At 67.8% G+C, this 15,876-nt stretch carries 12 protein-coding genes; 8 read left to right on the top strand and 4 right to left on the bottom strand.

Translation table 11 applies throughout. The features are described 5' to 3' along the window. Positions 1–13 precede the first annotated feature (13 nt). From EV666_RS09490 to glpK, 6 genes are all read left to right on the top strand, one after another. Positions 14–1,234, top strand: coding sequence for an acyl-CoA dehydrogenase family protein (locus EV666_RS09490; RefSeq protein WP_132006646.1), 1,221 nt, complete (start codon positions 14–16; stop codon positions 1,232–1,234). 284 nt (positions 1,235–1,518) lie between these two features. Continuing rightward, positions 1,519–1,743 carry an acyl-CoA carboxylase biotin carboxyl carrier protein subunit gene (locus EV666_RS09485; protein ID WP_132006643.1) on the top strand — a complete coding sequence of 75 codons (225 nt, stop codon included), beginning with the start codon at positions 1,519–1,521 and terminating at the stop codon, positions 1,741–1,743. 29 nt (positions 1,744–1,772) lie between these two features. Continuing rightward, positions 1,773–2,744, top strand: coding sequence for an NAD(P)-dependent oxidoreductase (locus tag EV666_RS09480; RefSeq protein ID WP_132006640.1), 972 nt, complete (start codon positions 1,773–1,775; stop codon positions 2,742–2,744). Between the two features lie 96 nt (positions 2,745–2,840). Next, positions 2,841–3,827, top strand: a complete 987-nt coding sequence (locus tag EV666_RS09475) for a glutathione S-transferase family protein (RefSeq protein ID WP_132006637.1) — start codon at positions 2,841–2,843, stop codon at positions 3,825–3,827. A gap of 456 nt (positions 3,828–4,283) precedes the next feature. Next, the gene (glpD, locus tag EV666_RS09470) at positions 4,284–5,834 is read left to right on the top strand and encodes a glycerol-3-phosphate dehydrogenase (RefSeq protein ID WP_132006634.1); all 1,551 of its coding nucleotides are present in this window, start codon (positions 4,284–4,286) and stop codon (positions 5,832–5,834) included. Between the two features lie 116 nt (positions 5,835–5,950). Then, positions 5,951–7,453: a glycerol kinase GlpK gene (gene glpK, locus EV666_RS09465; protein ID WP_132006631.1), complete on the top strand. Its 1,503-nt coding sequence runs from the start codon at positions 5,951–5,953 to the stop codon at positions 7,451–7,453. A gap of 72 nt (positions 7,454–7,525) precedes the next feature. Here glpK and EV666_RS09460 read toward each other — a convergent pair whose 3' ends face one another. Then, positions 7,526–8,776 (bottom strand): NAD(P)/FAD-dependent oxidoreductase, encoded by a 1,251-nt coding sequence (locus EV666_RS09460; protein ID WP_132006628.1) that lies wholly within the window; start codon positions 8,774–8,776, stop codon positions 7,526–7,528. Between the two features lie 242 nt (positions 8,777–9,018). Next, on the bottom strand, positions 9,019–10,317 hold the full coding sequence (locus tag EV666_RS09455) for a glycerate kinase type-2 family protein (protein WP_132006625.1): 1,299 nt from the start codon (positions 10,315–10,317) through the stop codon (positions 9,019–9,021). A 165-nt stretch (positions 10,318–10,482) separates the two neighbouring features. Here EV666_RS09455 and EV666_RS09450 point away from each other — a divergent pair, with 165 nt between their 5' ends. After that, complete coding sequence (locus tag EV666_RS09450; RefSeq protein ID WP_245514337.1) at positions 10,483–11,679, top strand: ABC transporter substrate-binding protein; 1,197 nt, start codon at positions 10,483–10,485, stop codon at positions 11,677–11,679. A 112-nt stretch (positions 11,680–11,791) separates the two neighbouring features. Here the strand turns inward: EV666_RS09450 and EV666_RS09445 are convergent, their stop codons facing one another. After that, entirely contained in the window at positions 11,792–12,703 is a 912-nt protein-coding gene (locus EV666_RS09445) for a glycosyltransferase family 2 protein (protein ID WP_342635658.1), read from the bottom strand. Between the two features lie 639 nt (positions 12,704–13,342). On the opposite strand from EV666_RS09445, the gene EV666_RS09440 reads away from it, so the two are divergent. Beyond that, on the top strand, positions 13,343–14,866 hold the full coding sequence (locus EV666_RS09440) for an oligosaccharide flippase family protein (protein WP_132006619.1): 1,524 nt from the start codon (positions 13,343–13,345) through the stop codon (positions 14,864–14,866). 62 nt (positions 14,867–14,928) lie between these two features. Here EV666_RS09440 and purU read toward each other — a convergent pair whose 3' ends face one another. Next, the gene (gene purU, locus EV666_RS09435; protein ID WP_132006616.1) at positions 14,929–15,792 is read right to left on the bottom strand and encodes a formyltetrahydrofolate deformylase; all 864 of its coding nucleotides are present in this window, start codon (positions 15,790–15,792) and stop codon (positions 14,929–14,931) included. Between the last annotated feature and the right edge of the window lie 84 nt (positions 15,793–15,876).

The following is a 15,876-nucleotide window of genomic DNA, read 5'->3' as shown; positions in this document are numbered from 1 at the left end:
GGAGGAGCCGTCCATGTCCGCACCCGCCGGAGCCGCGCCGTTCGCCGGCCAGTTTGGTTTCGCCATTCCGCAGGAATTCACCGATCTCGCTGACCGGATCGGCGCCTTCGTGCGCGAAAAGGTCATTCCGTACGAAAATGATCCGCGCTGGGGCTCGCATGGGCCGTCAGATGAGATGCGGCGCGAGCTGGTGGCGCTGGCCAGGGAGGCGGGCGTGTTCGGTCCGCATTCCCCGGTCGAGTTTGGCGGCCTTGGCCTCGGCCATGTCGGCCGCGCCATCACCTTCATCTCCGCTGGATATTCGATGCTCGGCCCGGTCGCCCTGCATTGCGCCGCCCCCGATGAAGGCAACATCCATCTGCTGGAGCTGGTCGCCAATGCGGAGCAGCGCGAGCGTTACCTGAAGCCGCTGGCCAGCGGCGTCGCCCGCTCCTGCTTCTGCATGACCGAGCCCGCCCCGGGCGCCGGCTCCGATCCGCGCCAGCTCGCTGCTGTCGCGAAGCGCGACGGCGACGATTTCCTCATCAGCGGCCTGAAGTGGCTGATCACCGGCGCCGAAGGCGCCGAGTTCGCCATCATCATGGCCAAGATCGAGGGCGGTGAGGGCGATGGTCGTCCCACCATGTTCCTCAGCCCGATGAATGCGCCTGGCATTATCATCGAGCGCGCCCTCGACTCGCTGGATTGCAGCTTCGCCGGCGGCCACGCCGTGGTGCGCTTCGACAATCTGCGCGTGCCGTCCAGCGCCATCCTCGGCGAGGCGGGCCAGGGCCTGCGCTACGCCCAGGTGCGCCTCGCCCCGGCGCGTCTCACCCACTGCATGCGCTGGCTGGGCTCGGCCATGCGCGCCCACGACATCGCCGCCGACTACGCCCGCAAGCGCACTGCTTTCGGCAAGCCGCTGGCGGAGCACGAGGGCGTGTCGTTCATGCTGGCCGACAACCTTATGGACATCCATGTGGCGCGCCTCACCATCCTGCACACCGCGTGGATGCTCGACCAGGGCGCCCAGGGCGGCAATGAAAGCTCGATGGCCAAGGTGATCTGCTCGGAGGCGATTTATCGCGTGGCGGATCGCTCCATGCAGATCCTCGGCGGCCTCGGCGTCACCCGCGACACCATGGTGGAGCGCATTTTCCGCGACGTGCGTTCGTTCCGCATCTACGACGGCCCGTCCGAGGTGCATCGCTGGGCCCTCGGCAAGCGCATCGCCGCCGGCGAGCTGGCGCCCTGAGGTGAGGAAAGGGGCGCCGCGACGGCGGCGCCTGCGCAACAGGCGACAAGCGGGCTGCCCTGCGCCGGCGGCAGAGCCCGGCGCCTGACGCCTGCGCCCCGCGGCCTTGCGATTTGGCTGCGGGACGTTTCAAATGCCGGCGCAACATAACAGGCCCCGAACGGGGCAGGCCCGTTCACGCTGAACCGGGCTTCGCCCTGTCCCCACGATGGGCGCGTCTTGCCGGCGTGGCGCCGTTCGCCTCACGGGAAACGCGTCAGGGGCATGCAGGAGGAAACACCCAGATGAGCAATGTTGAAGCAAAGAGCGAGATTTCCGGCCGCGTGTTCCAGATCGCCGCCGAACCCGGCCAGCGGGTTGAAGAAGGCGATGCGGTTGTCATTCTCGAAGCCATGAAGATGGAAATCGCCGTGGAGGCGCCCAAGGCCGGCGTGGTGAAGGAAATCCGCGTCGCCGTGGAACAGCCCGTCGAAGAAGGCGACGTCATCGCCATCATCGAAACCGCCTGATCCAGCCCCGCTTGCCAGGACACGCCAGCATGAACGGATCCGACTCCAGCGCCCCCGCCGGGGCTGGCCCCATCGTCGTCGCCTCCCAGTTGGGCAGCGCCTTCGCCCACATCCTGGGCGCGGCGGGCCTCGACGTGCGCGTGCATGACCAGCACACGCCGCCCTGGATGGTCGATCCGGACGTGAATGTCGTGGTCACCCAGCCGAAATGCTGGGTGGGCGCGCCGGCGGAGCAACCGGCCGGCTGGCCTGGCGCCGTGCGTTTCATCCAGCTCGGATCGGCCGGCATCGACGGCTATCCGGCCTGGATGTTCAATGGTCCGGTGGTGGCCACCAGCCGGGGCGTCGCCGCGCCGCCGATCAGTGAATATGTGCTGACGGCGATGCTGACGGTCGCCAAGGAGTTTGACCGCCTCGCCGTCACTGGCCCGGAGCAGTGGAAGGCCCGCCGCCTCGGCGGTCTCTATGGCGCGCGCCTTGGCCTTGTCGGCTACGGCGCCATTGGCGAGGCGGTGGCGACCCGCGCCCGCGCCTTCGGCATGAAGGTGAGCGCCCTGCGGCGGCGCGGCGGCGTCGCCATGGACGGGGTGGAGCCGGCGGGCTCCGTCGCGGAACTGGCGGCGACCTGCGACCATCTGGTGCTGGCGCTGCCGCTGACGCCGGAAAGTCGCCGTATCGTCAACCGCGCGGCGCTGATGGGCGCGAAGCCGGGCCTGCACCTGATCAATATCTCGCGCGGCGGCCTTGTGGACCAGGAAGCGCTGCTGGAGGCGCTCGATCACGGCCCTGTCGGCTTCGCCACGCTCGACGTGACCGAGCCGGAGCCGCTTCCCGCCGGGCACATCTTCTACAGCCACCCGAAAATTCGCCTGACGCCGCATATTTCCTGGGCCGATTCCGACACGCAGGTCCGGCTTGGCGAAAAGGCGGCGGCCAATATCCGCGCCTTCGCCGCGGGCCGCCAGCCGCAGGACGTGGTGGTGGCCGGCGCCGCCTATTAGGGCAAATCGGCTGGCGCGGACATCGTCCGGCCGCAGGCGGTGGGCGTTGCGGTAATGTGAAAATGAGGGCGCGCGCCCGGATCGTGGGGGAAACACATGAGCTATCGTCTCATCGGGGCTGAACTGTCGCCCTATTCGGTGAAAGTGCGCTCGTATCTGCGCTACAAGCAGTTGCCGCACCAGTGGATCAATCGCGGGCCGGCCAGCCAGGACGAATTTCAGAAATACGCCAAACTGCCGCTCATTCCGCTGCTGATCACGCCGGAAGGGCAGGGCCTGCAGGATTCCACGCCCATCATCGAGGCGCTGGAGGCGGAGCATCCGCAGCCGTCGATCCACCCGGACGATCCGGTCGCCGCCTTCGTGTCGGCGCTGGTGGAGGAATATGGCGACGAATGGGGCAACAAGCCCATGTTCCAATACCGCTGGCGCCGTGACGTTGACGCGCAGTCAGGCGCGGAGCGCATCGTTTCCGGCTCCATGCCGGACCTTGCCGGCGCGGCGAAGGACAAGGCGGTCGCCGGGGTCAAGGAGCGCATGGTGTCGCGCCTGTCGTTCGTCGGCTCGTCCGACGCCACCGCGCCGTTGATCGAGGCCAGCCTGGCCCGCGTGCTGGCCATTCTTGAGCGCCACCTCGCCAGCCGGCCCTATCTGTTTGGCGGCCGGCCGGCGTTTGGCGATTTCGGCCTGTTCGCCCAGCTTTATGAATGCTCCACTGATCCGACGCCAGGCGCCATCATGCGGGACACCGCGCCGAACACCCTGGCCTGGATCGCGCGCATGCTTGATCCCAGGGCCGAAGGGGCCTTTGAAAGCTGGGACAGCCTGAAGGCGACGCTGACGCCGCTGTTACGCGATGAAATCGCCGCCGTGTTCCTGCCGTGGACGCGGGCCAACGCCGCCGCGATCGCCGCCGGCGAAGCCACCTTCTCCGTGCAGTTGCCCGATGGGCCGTTTTCGCAGGAAACCCAGAAATATCACGCCCGGTCGCTGGCGGCGCTTCGCAAGAAATATGCGGAAGCCGCGCGCAATCCGGCCGTGCCGGCGGCGTTGGCGGAAGCCGGCGTGCGCCTCGACGGCTGACGGCTCGCGGGCTGGGGGAAGGCGCCGCGGGCGCGCTGGCGACCGGGTCCAGGCAAGGTCGCCGCATCCGCCGGACAGGATCTGGCCGTGGCGCCCATCGGCTCCAGCGCGGCTCCGTTGGCACGGACCGCCTGGCGTTCATGCCGTTCAGCCAGCCGGCGCGTCCGGTCGCGTGGGCGACAGATCTTCCAGCTATTGATCAAGGCCCGCGCGGAAGCCCGAAGGTTATTCGGTTGCGTCCGATAGCCCTTTTCCAGGATATTGCCAGTCAAAAAGCCCGCGTATAACCTGTGAGATACGTGGGGGCTGGTGTTCCTTTCCAACCCCGCGCAACCGGCGGCAAATCCATTCTGGCTGAGCAGGAATTTTGCCATATATCTCTGATTTCACGCGGTTTCCTGATGCAAGGCGGCGACCACTTCGCCGGGAAGCGCGATAGGGTGTCCGGCAGGGCGTATGGCGCAGGTGGTTGAACAGCTCACGGCGCCAGGCGCCGGCGATGACGCCAGTTTTGATGTTCTGGTCGTTGGCGGCGGCGTCAACGGTTGCGGCGTCGCCCGGGATGCGGCCGGGCGCGGCCTGCGCGTCGCGCTTGTCGAGCAGGATGATCTGGCCTCCTGGACCTCGTCGGCCAGCACCAAGCTGATCCACGGCGGTCTGCGCTATCTTGAATATTATGAATTCCGTCTCGTGCGGGAGGCGTTGCAGGAGCGTGAGCGGCTGCTGGCGATCGCGCCGCACATCATCCAGCCGCTGCGCTTCGTGCTGCCGCATGAACCGGGATTGCGGCCCGCATGGCTGATCCGCGCCGGCCTGTTCATCTACGATCATCTGGGCGGGCGCAGCAGCCTGCCGCGCGCGCGCGGCGTGCGCCTGCGGGAGAGCCCGGACGGCGCGCCGTTGCAGGCGCGGTTCGACAGGGGCTTCACCTATTACGATGGCGCGGTTGACGACAGCCGGCTGGTGATCCTCAACGCCATCGACGCGGCGGAGCGCGGCGCCCGCATCTGGACTGGCGTTCGCCTGACGGCTGCGGCCCGGCGCGGCGACGTGTGGGAGGCGCAACTGGCGCGGGCCGACGGAACGGGCTTCAGCGTGCGGGCGCGGTCGCTCGTCAATGCCGCCGGGCCATGGGTCGCCTCCGTGCTGCGCGAGGCCATTGGCGTCGCCGGGCCGGAGCAATTGCGCCTGGTCAAGGGCAGCCATATCGCGGTTCCCGCCCTGTATGAGGGCGATCACGCCTATATTTTCCAGAACGGCGATGGCCGCATCGTCTTCGCCATACCGTGGCGGAGCGGGCTGACCATGATTGGCACGACCGACGAGCCGTTTTCCGGCGACCCGTCGCATGTGGCGATCTCTCCGGGCGAAATCGCCTATCTCTGCGCCTGCGTCAGCGAATACTTCAAGCAGCCGGTGCGCCCCCAGGACGTGGTCGCCAGCTTCTCCGGCGTGCGGCCGCTCTATGACGACGCGGCGACGAACGCCAGCGCGGTGACGCGCGATTACGTGCTGGCGGTCGACGGCGCCCCGGACGCGCCGCCCGTGCTGTCGGTTTTCGGCGGCAAGATCACCACCTACCGGCGTCTCGCCGAGCACGCGCTCGAAAAGCTCGCGCCATGGCTGCCGCAAGTGGGCGCGCCATGGACCGGCGCGGCGCCCCTGCCGGGCGGCGACCTCGGCGCGGCGGCTCCCGGCGAGGACAGGCTGGCCGCCTTCATCCACCGCCAGCAGGCGCGTTACGCCTTCGCGCGGCCGGCTATGGTGGCGCGCATGGCGCGGGCCTACGGGACGCGCATGGATCTCATCCTCGCCGGATGCGCCGCCATGACCGATCTGGGCGAGAGTTTCGGCGCGGATCTACATGCGGCGGAGGTCGATTATCTCGTCGCCAGGGAATGGGCGCGGACGACGGACGACATCCTGTGGCGGCGCACCCGTCTGGGACTTGCCATGCCGGAGGAAGGCAGGGCGCGTCTGAAGGCGTATCTGGAGGGTGTCCGGTGAAACGGGCAGGGCATGACAACGCGTTTTGATTGCAGGCATTTTCTGCGTGAAACCTGGAATCCGCTTTTCTGGAAAACGTGACTGGCGCGCAGCCAGCGGGCAAGGAGACAGCCGCCATGCGTGACTATGTGGGCGCCATCGACCAGGGCACCACCAGCAGCCGCTTCATCGTGTTCGACGGCGAGGGCGGCGTTGTCGGCGTGGCGCAGCGCGAGCATGAGCAGATTTATCCTGGCCCCGGGATGGTTGAGCACGATCCGCTGGAGATCTGGCGCAACACCCGCGCCGTCATCATCGATGGCCTGGCGGCGGCGGGCATCAGCCTGCACAGGCTCGCCGCGGTCGGCATCACCAACCAGCGCGAAACCACGGTGCTCTGGGATCGCCACACCGGCGAGCCGGTGCATAACGCCCTGGTCTGGCAGGACACGCGCGTCAATGATCTGGTCGCCGCCTATGGCCGCGATGGCGGCAAGGACCAGTTGCGGGCCCGCACGGGCCTGCCGCTCGCCAGCTATTTTTCCGGCCTCAAACTGCGCTGGCTGCTGGACCACGTTCCTGACGCCCGGGCGCGGGCGGAAGCCGGCGACCTGCTGTTCGGCAACATTGACGCCTGGCTGATGTGGCGGCTGACCGGCGGCCCCGAAGGGGGGCTGCATGTCACCGACGTGACCAACGCCAGCCGCACCCAGCTGATGAATCTGGCGACGCTGGACTGGGACCTGGACATCCTGCGCCTGTTCGATATTCCGGCGGCGGTGCTGCCGCGCATCGTCTCCTCCAGCGCCGTCTATGCGGAGGCGCGGATTCCGGAGCTGCGCGACATTCCGCTGGCCGGCATCCTCGGCGACCAGCAGGCGGCGCTGTTCGGGCAGGCGTGTCTCGCGCCGGGCGACATCAAAAACACCTATGGCACCGGCTGCTTCATGCTGATGAACACCGGCGGGCAGCCGGTGCAATCCCGCTCGGGCCTGTTGACCACGGTGGCGCACCGGCTTGGCGAGGAGCCGCCCGTCTATGCGCTGGAGGGTTCGATCGCCGTCACCGGCGCCCTCGTGCAATGGCTGCGCGACAATCTCGGGCTGATCAATCGCAGCGAGGAGATCGAGGCGCTGGCGCGCAGCGTGCCTGACAACGGCGACGTCTATTTCGTGCCGGCCTTCTCCGGCCTCTACGCGCCACACTGGCGCGAGGACGCGCGCGGGGTGATCGCCGGCCTGACCCGTTTCGCCAGCAAGGGGCATCTGGCGCGGGCGGCGCTGGAGGCCACGGCGTTCCAGACCTGGGACGTGTTGCAGGCGATGCGCGCGGATTCCGGCCTTGCCGTCACCTCCCTGCGCGCCGACGGCGGCATGGTGGCGAATGAATTGCTGATGCAGTTCCAGGCTGACCTTTTGGGGGCGGAGGTGGTGCTGCCCACGGTCACCGAGACGACGGCGTTGGGAGCTGCCTACGCCGCTGGCCTGGCGGTTGGCTTCTGGCGGACGCCGGCGGACATTGTCGCCAACTGGCGCGCCGACCGGGTGTTCCAGCCGCGCATGCCAGTGGCGGAGCGGACGCGCCTGCTGGGCCGGTGGTCCAAAGCGGTGGAGCGCTCTTTCGGCTGGGTGGAGGGGTAAGAACGCATCAGGTCCAGACGGCGGCGCGCCGGTCTGCGAGGCAAAGCAGAAGACGCCAGCCTGGTGGCGCGCCTATCGCGCCGCCGCCATCACGTCCTTCATGGTGAAGGCGGTGTCGGCCAGAAGCGCCGGATCAACGGACTTGCGCTGGTGGATCATCATTTTTGCCGCCATGAACTCCTGCGGCGCATTGGCGGCCTCCACCGCCAGCAGCCGGCCGGCGCCCAGATGGAACACGGCGAAATGGCCGCTGTCCGGCTCGCCGCGCGTCACCCGCTGGTCGGCGTCGAACGGCAATCCGGCGATCTGCAGTTTCACCTCGTACTGGTCTGACCAGAACCAGGGCGTTTCGCTCGCGGGCGCCGGCCTGCCGGTGATGGCGTTCGCCGCCTGTTTCGCCTGCTCCAGGGCGCTGGGCACGCTTTCCAGCCGCGTCATGCGTTCGTACAGCGCCAGCGGACGGCGCGTCACGTCGCCGATGGCGAAGATATGCGGATCCGACGTGCGGGCGTCGCCGTCGACAATGACGCCGTCATCGCAGGCAAGACCCGCCGCGACCGCCAGCTCCACATTGGGAATGGCGCCAATGCCGACCAGTACGGCGTTGCAGGCGAGTGTTTCGCCGCTGGCGAGGCGCACGCCGGTCACGGCGCCGTCCCGGGACTCCAGCCCCGCGACGGTGACGCCGGTGCGCAGGTCGACGCCCCGCGCGGCGTGCAGCCGGCTGAAGAAATCAGACATTTCCGGGCTGGCGACCCGGGCGAGCACGCGCGGCTCGCGCTCCAGCACCGTAACCGCGCCGCCGGCGGCGAGCGCCGATGCGGCCACCTCAAGCCCCACATAGCCGGCGCCGATGATGACGAGACGCTTGCCGGGCCCAAGGCGCTGCCGCAGCGCGTCGGCGTCGGCGCGGCTCCGCAGGGTCAGCACGCCCGCCAGCGGCTCCGTCACGCCAGGCAGCGGCCGCGCCCGGGCGCCGGTCGCCAGAATGAGCGCGCCATAGGGCAGCACGACGCCGTCCGACAGGGTGACGGTGCGCGCCGCCGGATCAACCGCGCTGGCGCTGACGCCGAGATGCAGGTCAATGTGGTGGGCGGCGTACCAGTCGTCGCCCTTGAGGGCGAGGGCATTGTCCGCCGCCTCGCCCTTGAGCCACGCCTTTGACAGGGGCGGGCGCTGGTAGGGCAGGTGCGGCTCATCGCCAATCAGCGCGATGGGCCCGGCGAAACCGGCCTGGCGCAGGGCCACGGCGGCGGATCCGCCGGCATGTCCGGCGCCAACAATGACTACCGGCCCTTGCCCGGTCGCTGTGTCCTGCGTCATCGCGCGCGTCGTCCCCCTGAAGTAATTGTTGATGCGGAACCAGCGCCGCATCGCACGCATGACAGACGCAAGACCAGCGGGTCACCGACAAAATTCCGCCGTGAAGTCGCATGGGTCCGGCCGCCGTCACGTTATGGTTGTGTGATGATATGGACCGAACGTCCCGTATGTCCAGCGCCAGATATAAGCGGCGCAGGCTGTTGCGCGGCGGGCAGGGGCGGCCGGTCGAAAACGGGCGCGCCCTATACAATGAGCATCGCCCGGAAGTCATTGACGTTGGTCAGGGTCGGCCCGGTTACGAGGCTGTCGCCCAGCGCTTCAAAAAAGCCGTGCCCATCGTGGCGGGCGAGAAAGATGCGCGCGTCGAGGCCGGCGGCGGCCGCCCGCGCCAGGGTTTCTGGCCGGATGATCGCCCCGGCGATGTCCGCCGCGCCGTCCACGCCGTCGGTGTCGGCCGCCAGCGCGTGGATATGGTCCGCGCCGGCCAGTTGCAGGCACATGGCCAGCAGAAACTCCACGTTGCGACCGCCACGCGCCGTGCCGTCCAGCGGCTTCCGCAGGGTGACGGTGGTTTCGCCGCCGCTGAGCAGCACGCAGGGGCGGCCAAACGGCGCCGCGGCGGACGCCGCATGGCGCGCGATGCCCGCGAAGGCCCGGCCGACTTCGGCCGCCTCGCCTTCGATGGCGTCGCCGAGAATGACCGGGGCCACGCCTTCACGGCGGGCGACATCCGCCGCCGCCGCCAGTGAAAGGCCCGGCGCGGCGATGATCCGCGTGTCGACATGCGCCAGCCGCGCGTCGCCGGGTTTGATGCTTTCGCTCTCCGGGTTGTCCAGCCACGCCCGGACGCTGGCCGGGGCGTCGATGGCGTAGCGCGCCAGCACGGCCTGCGCATCCTGACGGCTGCCTGGGTCGGCCACCGTCGGCCCGGAGGCGATGATGGCGGGATCGTCGCCCGGCACGTCGGAAATCAGCAGCGCGACCACGCGCGCCGGCGCGGCGCGCGCCGCCAGTCGCCCGCCCTTCACGGCGGAGAGGTGCTTGCGCACCGTATTGATCTCACTGATCGTCGCGCCGCTGGCCAGCAACGCGTCGTTGACCGCCTGCTTGTCGGCGAGCGCGACGCCGCTGGCCGGCGCGGTCATCAACGCCGAACCGCCGCCGGAAATCAGGGCGATGACCAGATCGTCGGGGCTGAGGTCATCCAGCAGCGCCAGCATCTGGCGGGTGGCGGCCAGGCCGGCCGCGTCGGGCGTTGGGTGGGCCGCTTCAACGACGCGGATGCGCCGGCAGGGAACCGCCTGACCGTAGCGCGTGATGACGAGGCCTTGCAGCGGGCCGTCCCAGGCCTGCTCCAGGGCGTGGGCCATGGCCGCCGCCGCCTTGCCGGCGCCGACGACGAGGGTGCGTCCTTTTGGCCGGGGCGGCAGGGCGGCCGGCACGACGCGGGCCGGGTCGGCCGCGCTGACCGCCGCGTCGAACAGCCGGCGCAGCAAGGCGCACGGCGCGGAATGGCGTGTGGATGAAGCCGATGGGCGCATGCGGTGAAACTGCGGCCGGCGGCGGAAGAATGCAATGGGGTCCTGTCGCCCGGTGTTGACCAGGCGAGGCGCCGCGGTGTCAAAGGAACCCCTTCCAGTTACGACCTCGGTCGCCCGTCAGCAGGGGCGCCCATATAACAAAGGGGAACGGATTCAATGAAGCTGATGAAGCTGTGCGGCGGCGTTGCGCTCGCGCTCGTGCTGGGCGCCGCTCCGGCGCTGGCGGAGAAGAAGTATGATCCTGGCGCAACGGACACCACGATCAAGCTTGGCAATACGGTGCCGCATAGCGGGCCCGGGTCGCCGTACGGCGCCCTTGGACGCGCCGCGACCGCCTATTTCGAGATGCTCAACGACACGAAGGGCGGCATTAACGGCCGCAAGGTGACGGTGCTGTCGCTCGACGACGCCTACAGCCCGCCGAAGACCGTGGAAGCGACGCGGCGGCTGGTTGAAAGCGAACAGGTGCTGGCGCTGTTCGCCTCGCTTGGCACCGCGACCCAGGGCGCCGTCCAGAAGTACCTCAACGCCAAAAACGTGCCGCAGCTGCTGCTGAACACCGGCGCGGGCCGCTGGAATGATCCGAAGCGCTTCCCGTGGACGACCCCCGGTCTGCCCATGTACGCGACCGAGGCCAAGATCCTGGCCAAGTACATCGTGGCGAAGCAGCCGGATCCGAAGATCGGCATTCTCGCCCAGCACGATGAACTGGGGAAGGAGTTTGTCCGCGAGCTGCGCGCCGCGCTGGGGCCAAAGGCCGACCAGATGATCGTGCAGGAGCTGAGCTACGAACTGTCCGATCCCACCGTCGACAGCCAGATCATCAAGCTGAAGAACGCTGGCGCCAATGTGTTCTTCAACGTCACCACGGGCAAGGCTACGTCGCAGTCGATCCGCAAGGCGGCGGAAATCGGCTGGAAGCCCCTGCACGTCATCATGAGCGGCTCCACGTCGTCCAACCTCATCCAGGCTGCGGGGCCGGAGAATGCGGTCGGCATGGTCACGGTGAAATATCGCAAGAACGCCGGCGATCCCCAGTACGCCGATGATCCGGCGATGAAGGCGTTCGAGGCGTTCCGGGCGAAGTACCTGCCGAACGTCGACCCCGGCAACGACCTTGCCTTCGCCGGCTACGCCCAGGCGGTGGTGATGGGCAAGATCCTTGAGCTGTGCGGCGATGATCTGACGCGGGCCAATGTTCTGAAGCAGGCGACGACGCTGAAGGACGTCACCTCGCCGGCGCTGATCGAGGGCGTGACCTACAACACGCAGCCAGATGACTACTCGCCGTTCAGGACGCTCTATGTGGCCGAGTTCGACGGCAAACTCTGGAAGACCCTGGAGAAGATCACCGCCGACTGAGGCGCGCGATCAGCGGTTTGCCAACCGGAAACCCGTCAGGCCCTGTCTGGCGGGTTTTCTGTCTGTGGCGGCCTGTTCTTGGCCGCGTGCATGTGGAGCCCGCGAGGCCCGTTCACCGGCGCCCGGCCTGAAGCTTGAGGACATACTCCGGCTCGATGCGGCCGCGAAGCACGTGGGCCGCGGCGATGAGGTTGCCGCGCAGGCGTCCGCGACGGTCGATCCATGGCTCCGGCCGCAGGCTGCGCGCGATGTTCGCCGCCAGATTGCGCAGGATCAGCCGGAGACCGAAGCTGGCGCTCATGGTTCCCTTGCGGATGAGATAGACAGGGTTCACCACCTGTGAGTAACCGAAGCACAGGCCGCTGACGCGGCCGCCCTTAACGCCCAGATGCACCCCGGTGAGGTTCCCCAGCGCCACGATGCGGCCCCGTGGTCTGAACTGGCTGGTGAAATCGATGTCTTCCTGCCAGCCATAGAGCGGCAGGCGCTCGTCGAACCGTAATCCGCACACGGCGCTGGCGCGAACGCTCATGTTGCAGCCGTACCCCCCCGCCAGGTCCTGAACCGCCGGATAGCTGGCGGCGCGCGCGCCAACGCCAGGCAGAAGGGCGATCCCCTGCCCGAAGGTGAAGCCGGCCCCATGGGCGCCGTCCATGACGGCGTGCCCCCGGATAACCGCGTAATCGGGGTTGCTGGCGAAAGCGGCTTCCAGATTGGCGAGGTAGTCCGGCGAGGGCAGGAAATCGTCATCGAAGAAGACGATGATGTCGGCGGTGTGTTCCGCCGCGTCGAGAGCGATGTTGCGTTGCGCGCACGAGCCGCGCGCGCCGAACAGGCAGCGGATGGCGAAGCCCCGTGGACCACGGGCCAGGGCCAGGTCGCCAAGATGCTCCGGCCCTGGGGCGGACAGAAGGATCTCGTCGGGCAGCCGCTGCTGCTCCGCCAGATGGCCCAGGGTTTTCGCGACCAGTTCCGGCCGGTTGATGGTGGCGATGACAACGGTGATGCGCATGCGCTGCCTCATGACCAGCTCCGGGCTGGAGCCTTCCCAGGCCTCCCCCGGGGGCTGGTAGATTTCAGCCCGGCGCGCCGCTACGGCCGCCAGAAGACCTGCCGCGTGGCGCAGCCCCGTGACGGCGAAGGCGCCCGGCCGGTAGTCCAGACGCCAGCAGATTGGGCCGGGGCGATGCGCGCCTGCGACTACCGAAATGGAACGCCTCCATAGGCCAACAGCGCGCTCCCCGGCGCAAAGGTCGTAAATGGCGCCCGCCGCGTCTTCTTATGGATGAGGGGAAGCGCCGTGTTCTCATCCTGATAGCCGCCACACGCGCCAGGACCCAGGCGTTGTATGCTTCGATCGCGCCCGGATGCAGGCCTCCGCCGGCTGCGTGAAGCTTGGGGGTGAGTACATCATGAAAAGACTTTCCACGCCCGCGATGGAGCCTGACCCGTTCATACGGGACGGCGACAGTTGAACTGGCCCCGTTCCTCCCACACGCCTGTCTGGAGTTCGAGCTCACGCCCGCGGGCGATGCACGCACGCTCGTGGACCCGCGTGCGGCATGGATCAGGCCGCGTGTGTTCGCGCCGGTCCAGGGTCTGACAGCCAGACGGCGACCCGTCCACCTGATCCGGCTCCCGGGTATTGAAGCTGAGGCGCGGCATGACTGAAACGCCACATATCCGCCCGGGGCAGACCATCAAGGCCGGCTTTTGGGTTATCGGCTCCAAGCTGGCGTCGAAGCTGGTGGATTTTGCCAGCCTCCTCGTCCTGGCGCGTTGTCTTGGGCCGGCGGATTTTGGCCTGGTGGCCATGGCGATGACGACAATCTTCATTGTCGAAGCCATCTTTGAACTACCCTTGTCGGCGGCCCTCATCCGCTCCGTCGGCATTAGCGACGAAATCCTGCAAACAGCGTTCACCCTGGGGTTATTGCGTGGCCTCACCATTGGAACGCTGCTGGCCGCCATTTCCTGGCCCATCGCGCTCCTCTACGGAGAGCCGCAGCTGGTGGGGCTGATCTGCGTCCTGGCGCTCGCGCCGGTGATGCGGGGCCTCATCAGTCCGCGCATGGTCATGTTCGCCCGGGCGATGAATTTCCGCCCCGAGGTGATGATGGAGGTGTCGGGCAAGGTGGTTGCGGCGATCGCGGCGATCGCCATTGCGGTCTCGACCGCCAGCTACTGGGCGCTGGTCGCCGCCACGGTCCTCGGCCCGATGGTCATGATGGTCGCCTCCTACGGCATGGCGCCCATGCGCATCCGTTTGACCCTGAAGAACTGGAGGGTTTTTTCGGACCTGGTCGGATGGAACATGCTGTCGCAACTGATCTCATCCATGAACTGGCAGCTCGACCGCATGATCCTGCCGCGTTTTGTCGCCGCGCACAGCTTTGGACAGTACACGATTTCGTCTGATCTGGTGTCCATTCCGTTCCAGGCGCTCCTGTACCCCCTGACCCGGCCGCTTCTCGCGATGCTCGCGGCCGGGCGGCAGGATTCCCTTGGCGACGCATATCTGAAGGTGTCGGGCGGCGTTTTTCTGCTGATGTCGCCCATATTCGCCTTCATGGCCTGCATGGCGGGGCCGCTGGTGGGGCTCATTCTCGGAGAAAAATGGGCCGATATCACGCCGGTGTTCCAGGCGCTTTGCCTGATCGCCATCCTGCGCCTGCCGGGCAGCGCCATGTGGATTTTCGCTTTGCTGCTGAACCGGCTGAAATCCGTGACGATCAGGCTCATGGTGGAGTTGCTGGCCTATGTTCCCCTGGCGCTCGTGGGCATCGCCCTGTGGGGCATTGCCGGCGCCATCGCGGCCAAGGTGGGGGCGACGATGATCGCCACGGTGACCAGCATGGTCCTGATCCGGGATTTCGCCGGCGCGCGCATCGTTGATCAGCTGGGCGTTCTCTACCGGCCGGTCATATCCAACGGACTGGCGGTCATGAGCGCATATTATGTGGCCCAGGCCCAGCTTTTCGAGGCGGGCGTTATTGTCAAACTGCTGGCGTCCGGGGGAGTGTTCCTGACGGTTTACCTTGGCGCCGTCTATTGCTTGTGGGCGCTGGTTGGGCGCCCCGGGAGTTTCGAGACGCTGGCTTTCAGGATGGCCGCCCGCTCTGTCAGCACGGTCGGCATGGGAGCGTGGGGGCGCAAATGGATCGGGGCCCGGAGCCTGTCAAAATAACACGGGGGGCGCCAGCGGACCGCGCCCGCGCCCCCGTTCAGCTGACGCAGCGCCAGCGGGCGTCAGTCCCTGAACACCACGGTCTTGCGGCCATTGAGGAACACGCGGTCGTCGAGGTGCCAGGAGATGGCGCGGGCCAGCACCCGGCGTTCGATGTCGCGCCCCTTGCGCACCAGGTCTTCCGGCCGGTCCTGATGGGTGATGTGCTCCACGTCCTGGGCGATGATCGGCCCCTCGTCCAGATCGCTGGTGACGTAGTGCGCCGTGGCGCCGATCACCTTGACGCCGCGCGCATGGGCCTGATGGTAGGGCTTCGCGCCCTTGAAGCCGGGCAGGAACGAGTGATGGATGTTGATGCAGCGTCCGGCCAGCTCGTCTGAAAGTTCCGCAGACAGAATCTGCATGTAGCGCGCCAGCACCACCAGCTCCGCGCCGGCGCCGGCGATGATGCGGCGGATTTCGTCCTCATGGACGGATTTGTCGCCCGGCGTCACCGGCAGGTAGTGAAACGGCAGGTCGCCGAGATCGGCGGTGGCGTAGGTTTCCCGGGGGTGGTTGGAGACGACGCCGACCACGTCCATGGGGATCTCGCCGATGCGCCAGCGATACAGCAGGTCGGTCAGGCAGTGGTCGAACTTCGAGGCCAGCAGCAGAACCTTGCGGCGCACGCCGCGATCGCGCACCGACCATTTCATGCCGAACCGCGCCGCCGGGCCGGCGAAGGCGCTGCGCGCCTCCTCAAGACCCGCTTCGCCCACCACCACGTTGAACGTCACGCGCATGAAGAACACGCCGGTCTCGGTGTCGTCGTACTGGTTGGCGTCCAGAATGTTGCCGCCCAGCGTAAACAGCGTATTGGCGACGGCGGCGACGATGCCCGGCTGGTTGGGACAGGCGAGGGACAGGACGTATTGACGCGACGACATGGCAGGCGGCTCACGGTTGTTACGCGGAGCGTCGCACAGCAGTCCGGCGCTCCTGACACCCGGGCGTTAGAGCAGGTTCGGCGG

This window comes from Camelimonas lactis (assembly GCF_004342915.1).
Lineage (GTDB): Bacteria > Pseudomonadota > Alphaproteobacteria > Rhizobiales > Beijerinckiaceae > Camelimonas > Camelimonas lactis.
The sequence above is the reverse complement of the archived record's forward strand: the minus strand, read 5'-3'. Positions and strand labels throughout refer to the sequence as shown.

Excerpts from the sequence above, each read along its gene's own strand:
- EV666_RS09490 (WP_132006646.1), top strand. The coding sequence starts at position 14 with ATGTCCGCACCCGCCGGAGCCGCGCCGTTCGCCGGCCAGTTTGGTTTC.
- EV666_RS09485 (WP_132006643.1), top strand. The coding sequence starts at position 1,519 with ATGAGCAATGTTGAAGCAAAGAGCGAGATTTCCGGCCGCGTGTTCCAG.
- EV666_RS09480 (WP_132006640.1), top strand. The coding sequence starts at position 1,773 with ATGAACGGATCCGACTCCAGCGCCCCCGCCGGGGCTGGCCCCATCGTC.
- EV666_RS09475 (WP_132006637.1), top strand. The coding sequence starts at position 2,841 with ATGAGCTATCGTCTCATCGGGGCTGAACTGTCGCCCTATTCGGTGAAA.
- glpD (WP_132006634.1), top strand. The coding sequence starts at position 4,284 with ATGGCGCAGGTGGTTGAACAGCTCACGGCGCCAGGCGCCGGCGATGAC.
- glpK (WP_132006631.1), top strand. The coding sequence starts at position 5,951 with ATGCGTGACTATGTGGGCGCCATCGACCAGGGCACCACCAGCAGCCGC.
- EV666_RS09460 (WP_132006628.1), bottom strand. The coding sequence starts at position 8,776 with ATGACGCAGGACACAGCGACCGGGCAAGGGCCGGTAGTCATTGTTGGC.
- EV666_RS09455 (WP_132006625.1), bottom strand. The coding sequence starts at position 10,317 with ATGCGCCCATCGGCTTCATCCACACGCCATTCCGCGCCGTGCGCCTTG.
- EV666_RS09450 (WP_245514337.1), top strand. The coding sequence starts at position 10,483 with ATGAAGCTGTGCGGCGGCGTTGCGCTCGCGCTCGTGCTGGGCGCCGCT.
- EV666_RS09445 (WP_342635658.1), bottom strand. The coding sequence starts at position 12,703 with ATGAGGCAGCGCATGCGCATCACCGTTGTCATCGCCACCATCAACCGG.
- EV666_RS09440 (WP_132006619.1), top strand. The coding sequence starts at position 13,343 with ATGACTGAAACGCCACATATCCGCCCGGGGCAGACCATCAAGGCCGGC.
- purU (WP_132006616.1), bottom strand. The coding sequence starts at position 15,792 with ATGTCGTCGCGTCAATACGTCCTGTCCCTCGCCTGTCCCAACCAGCCG.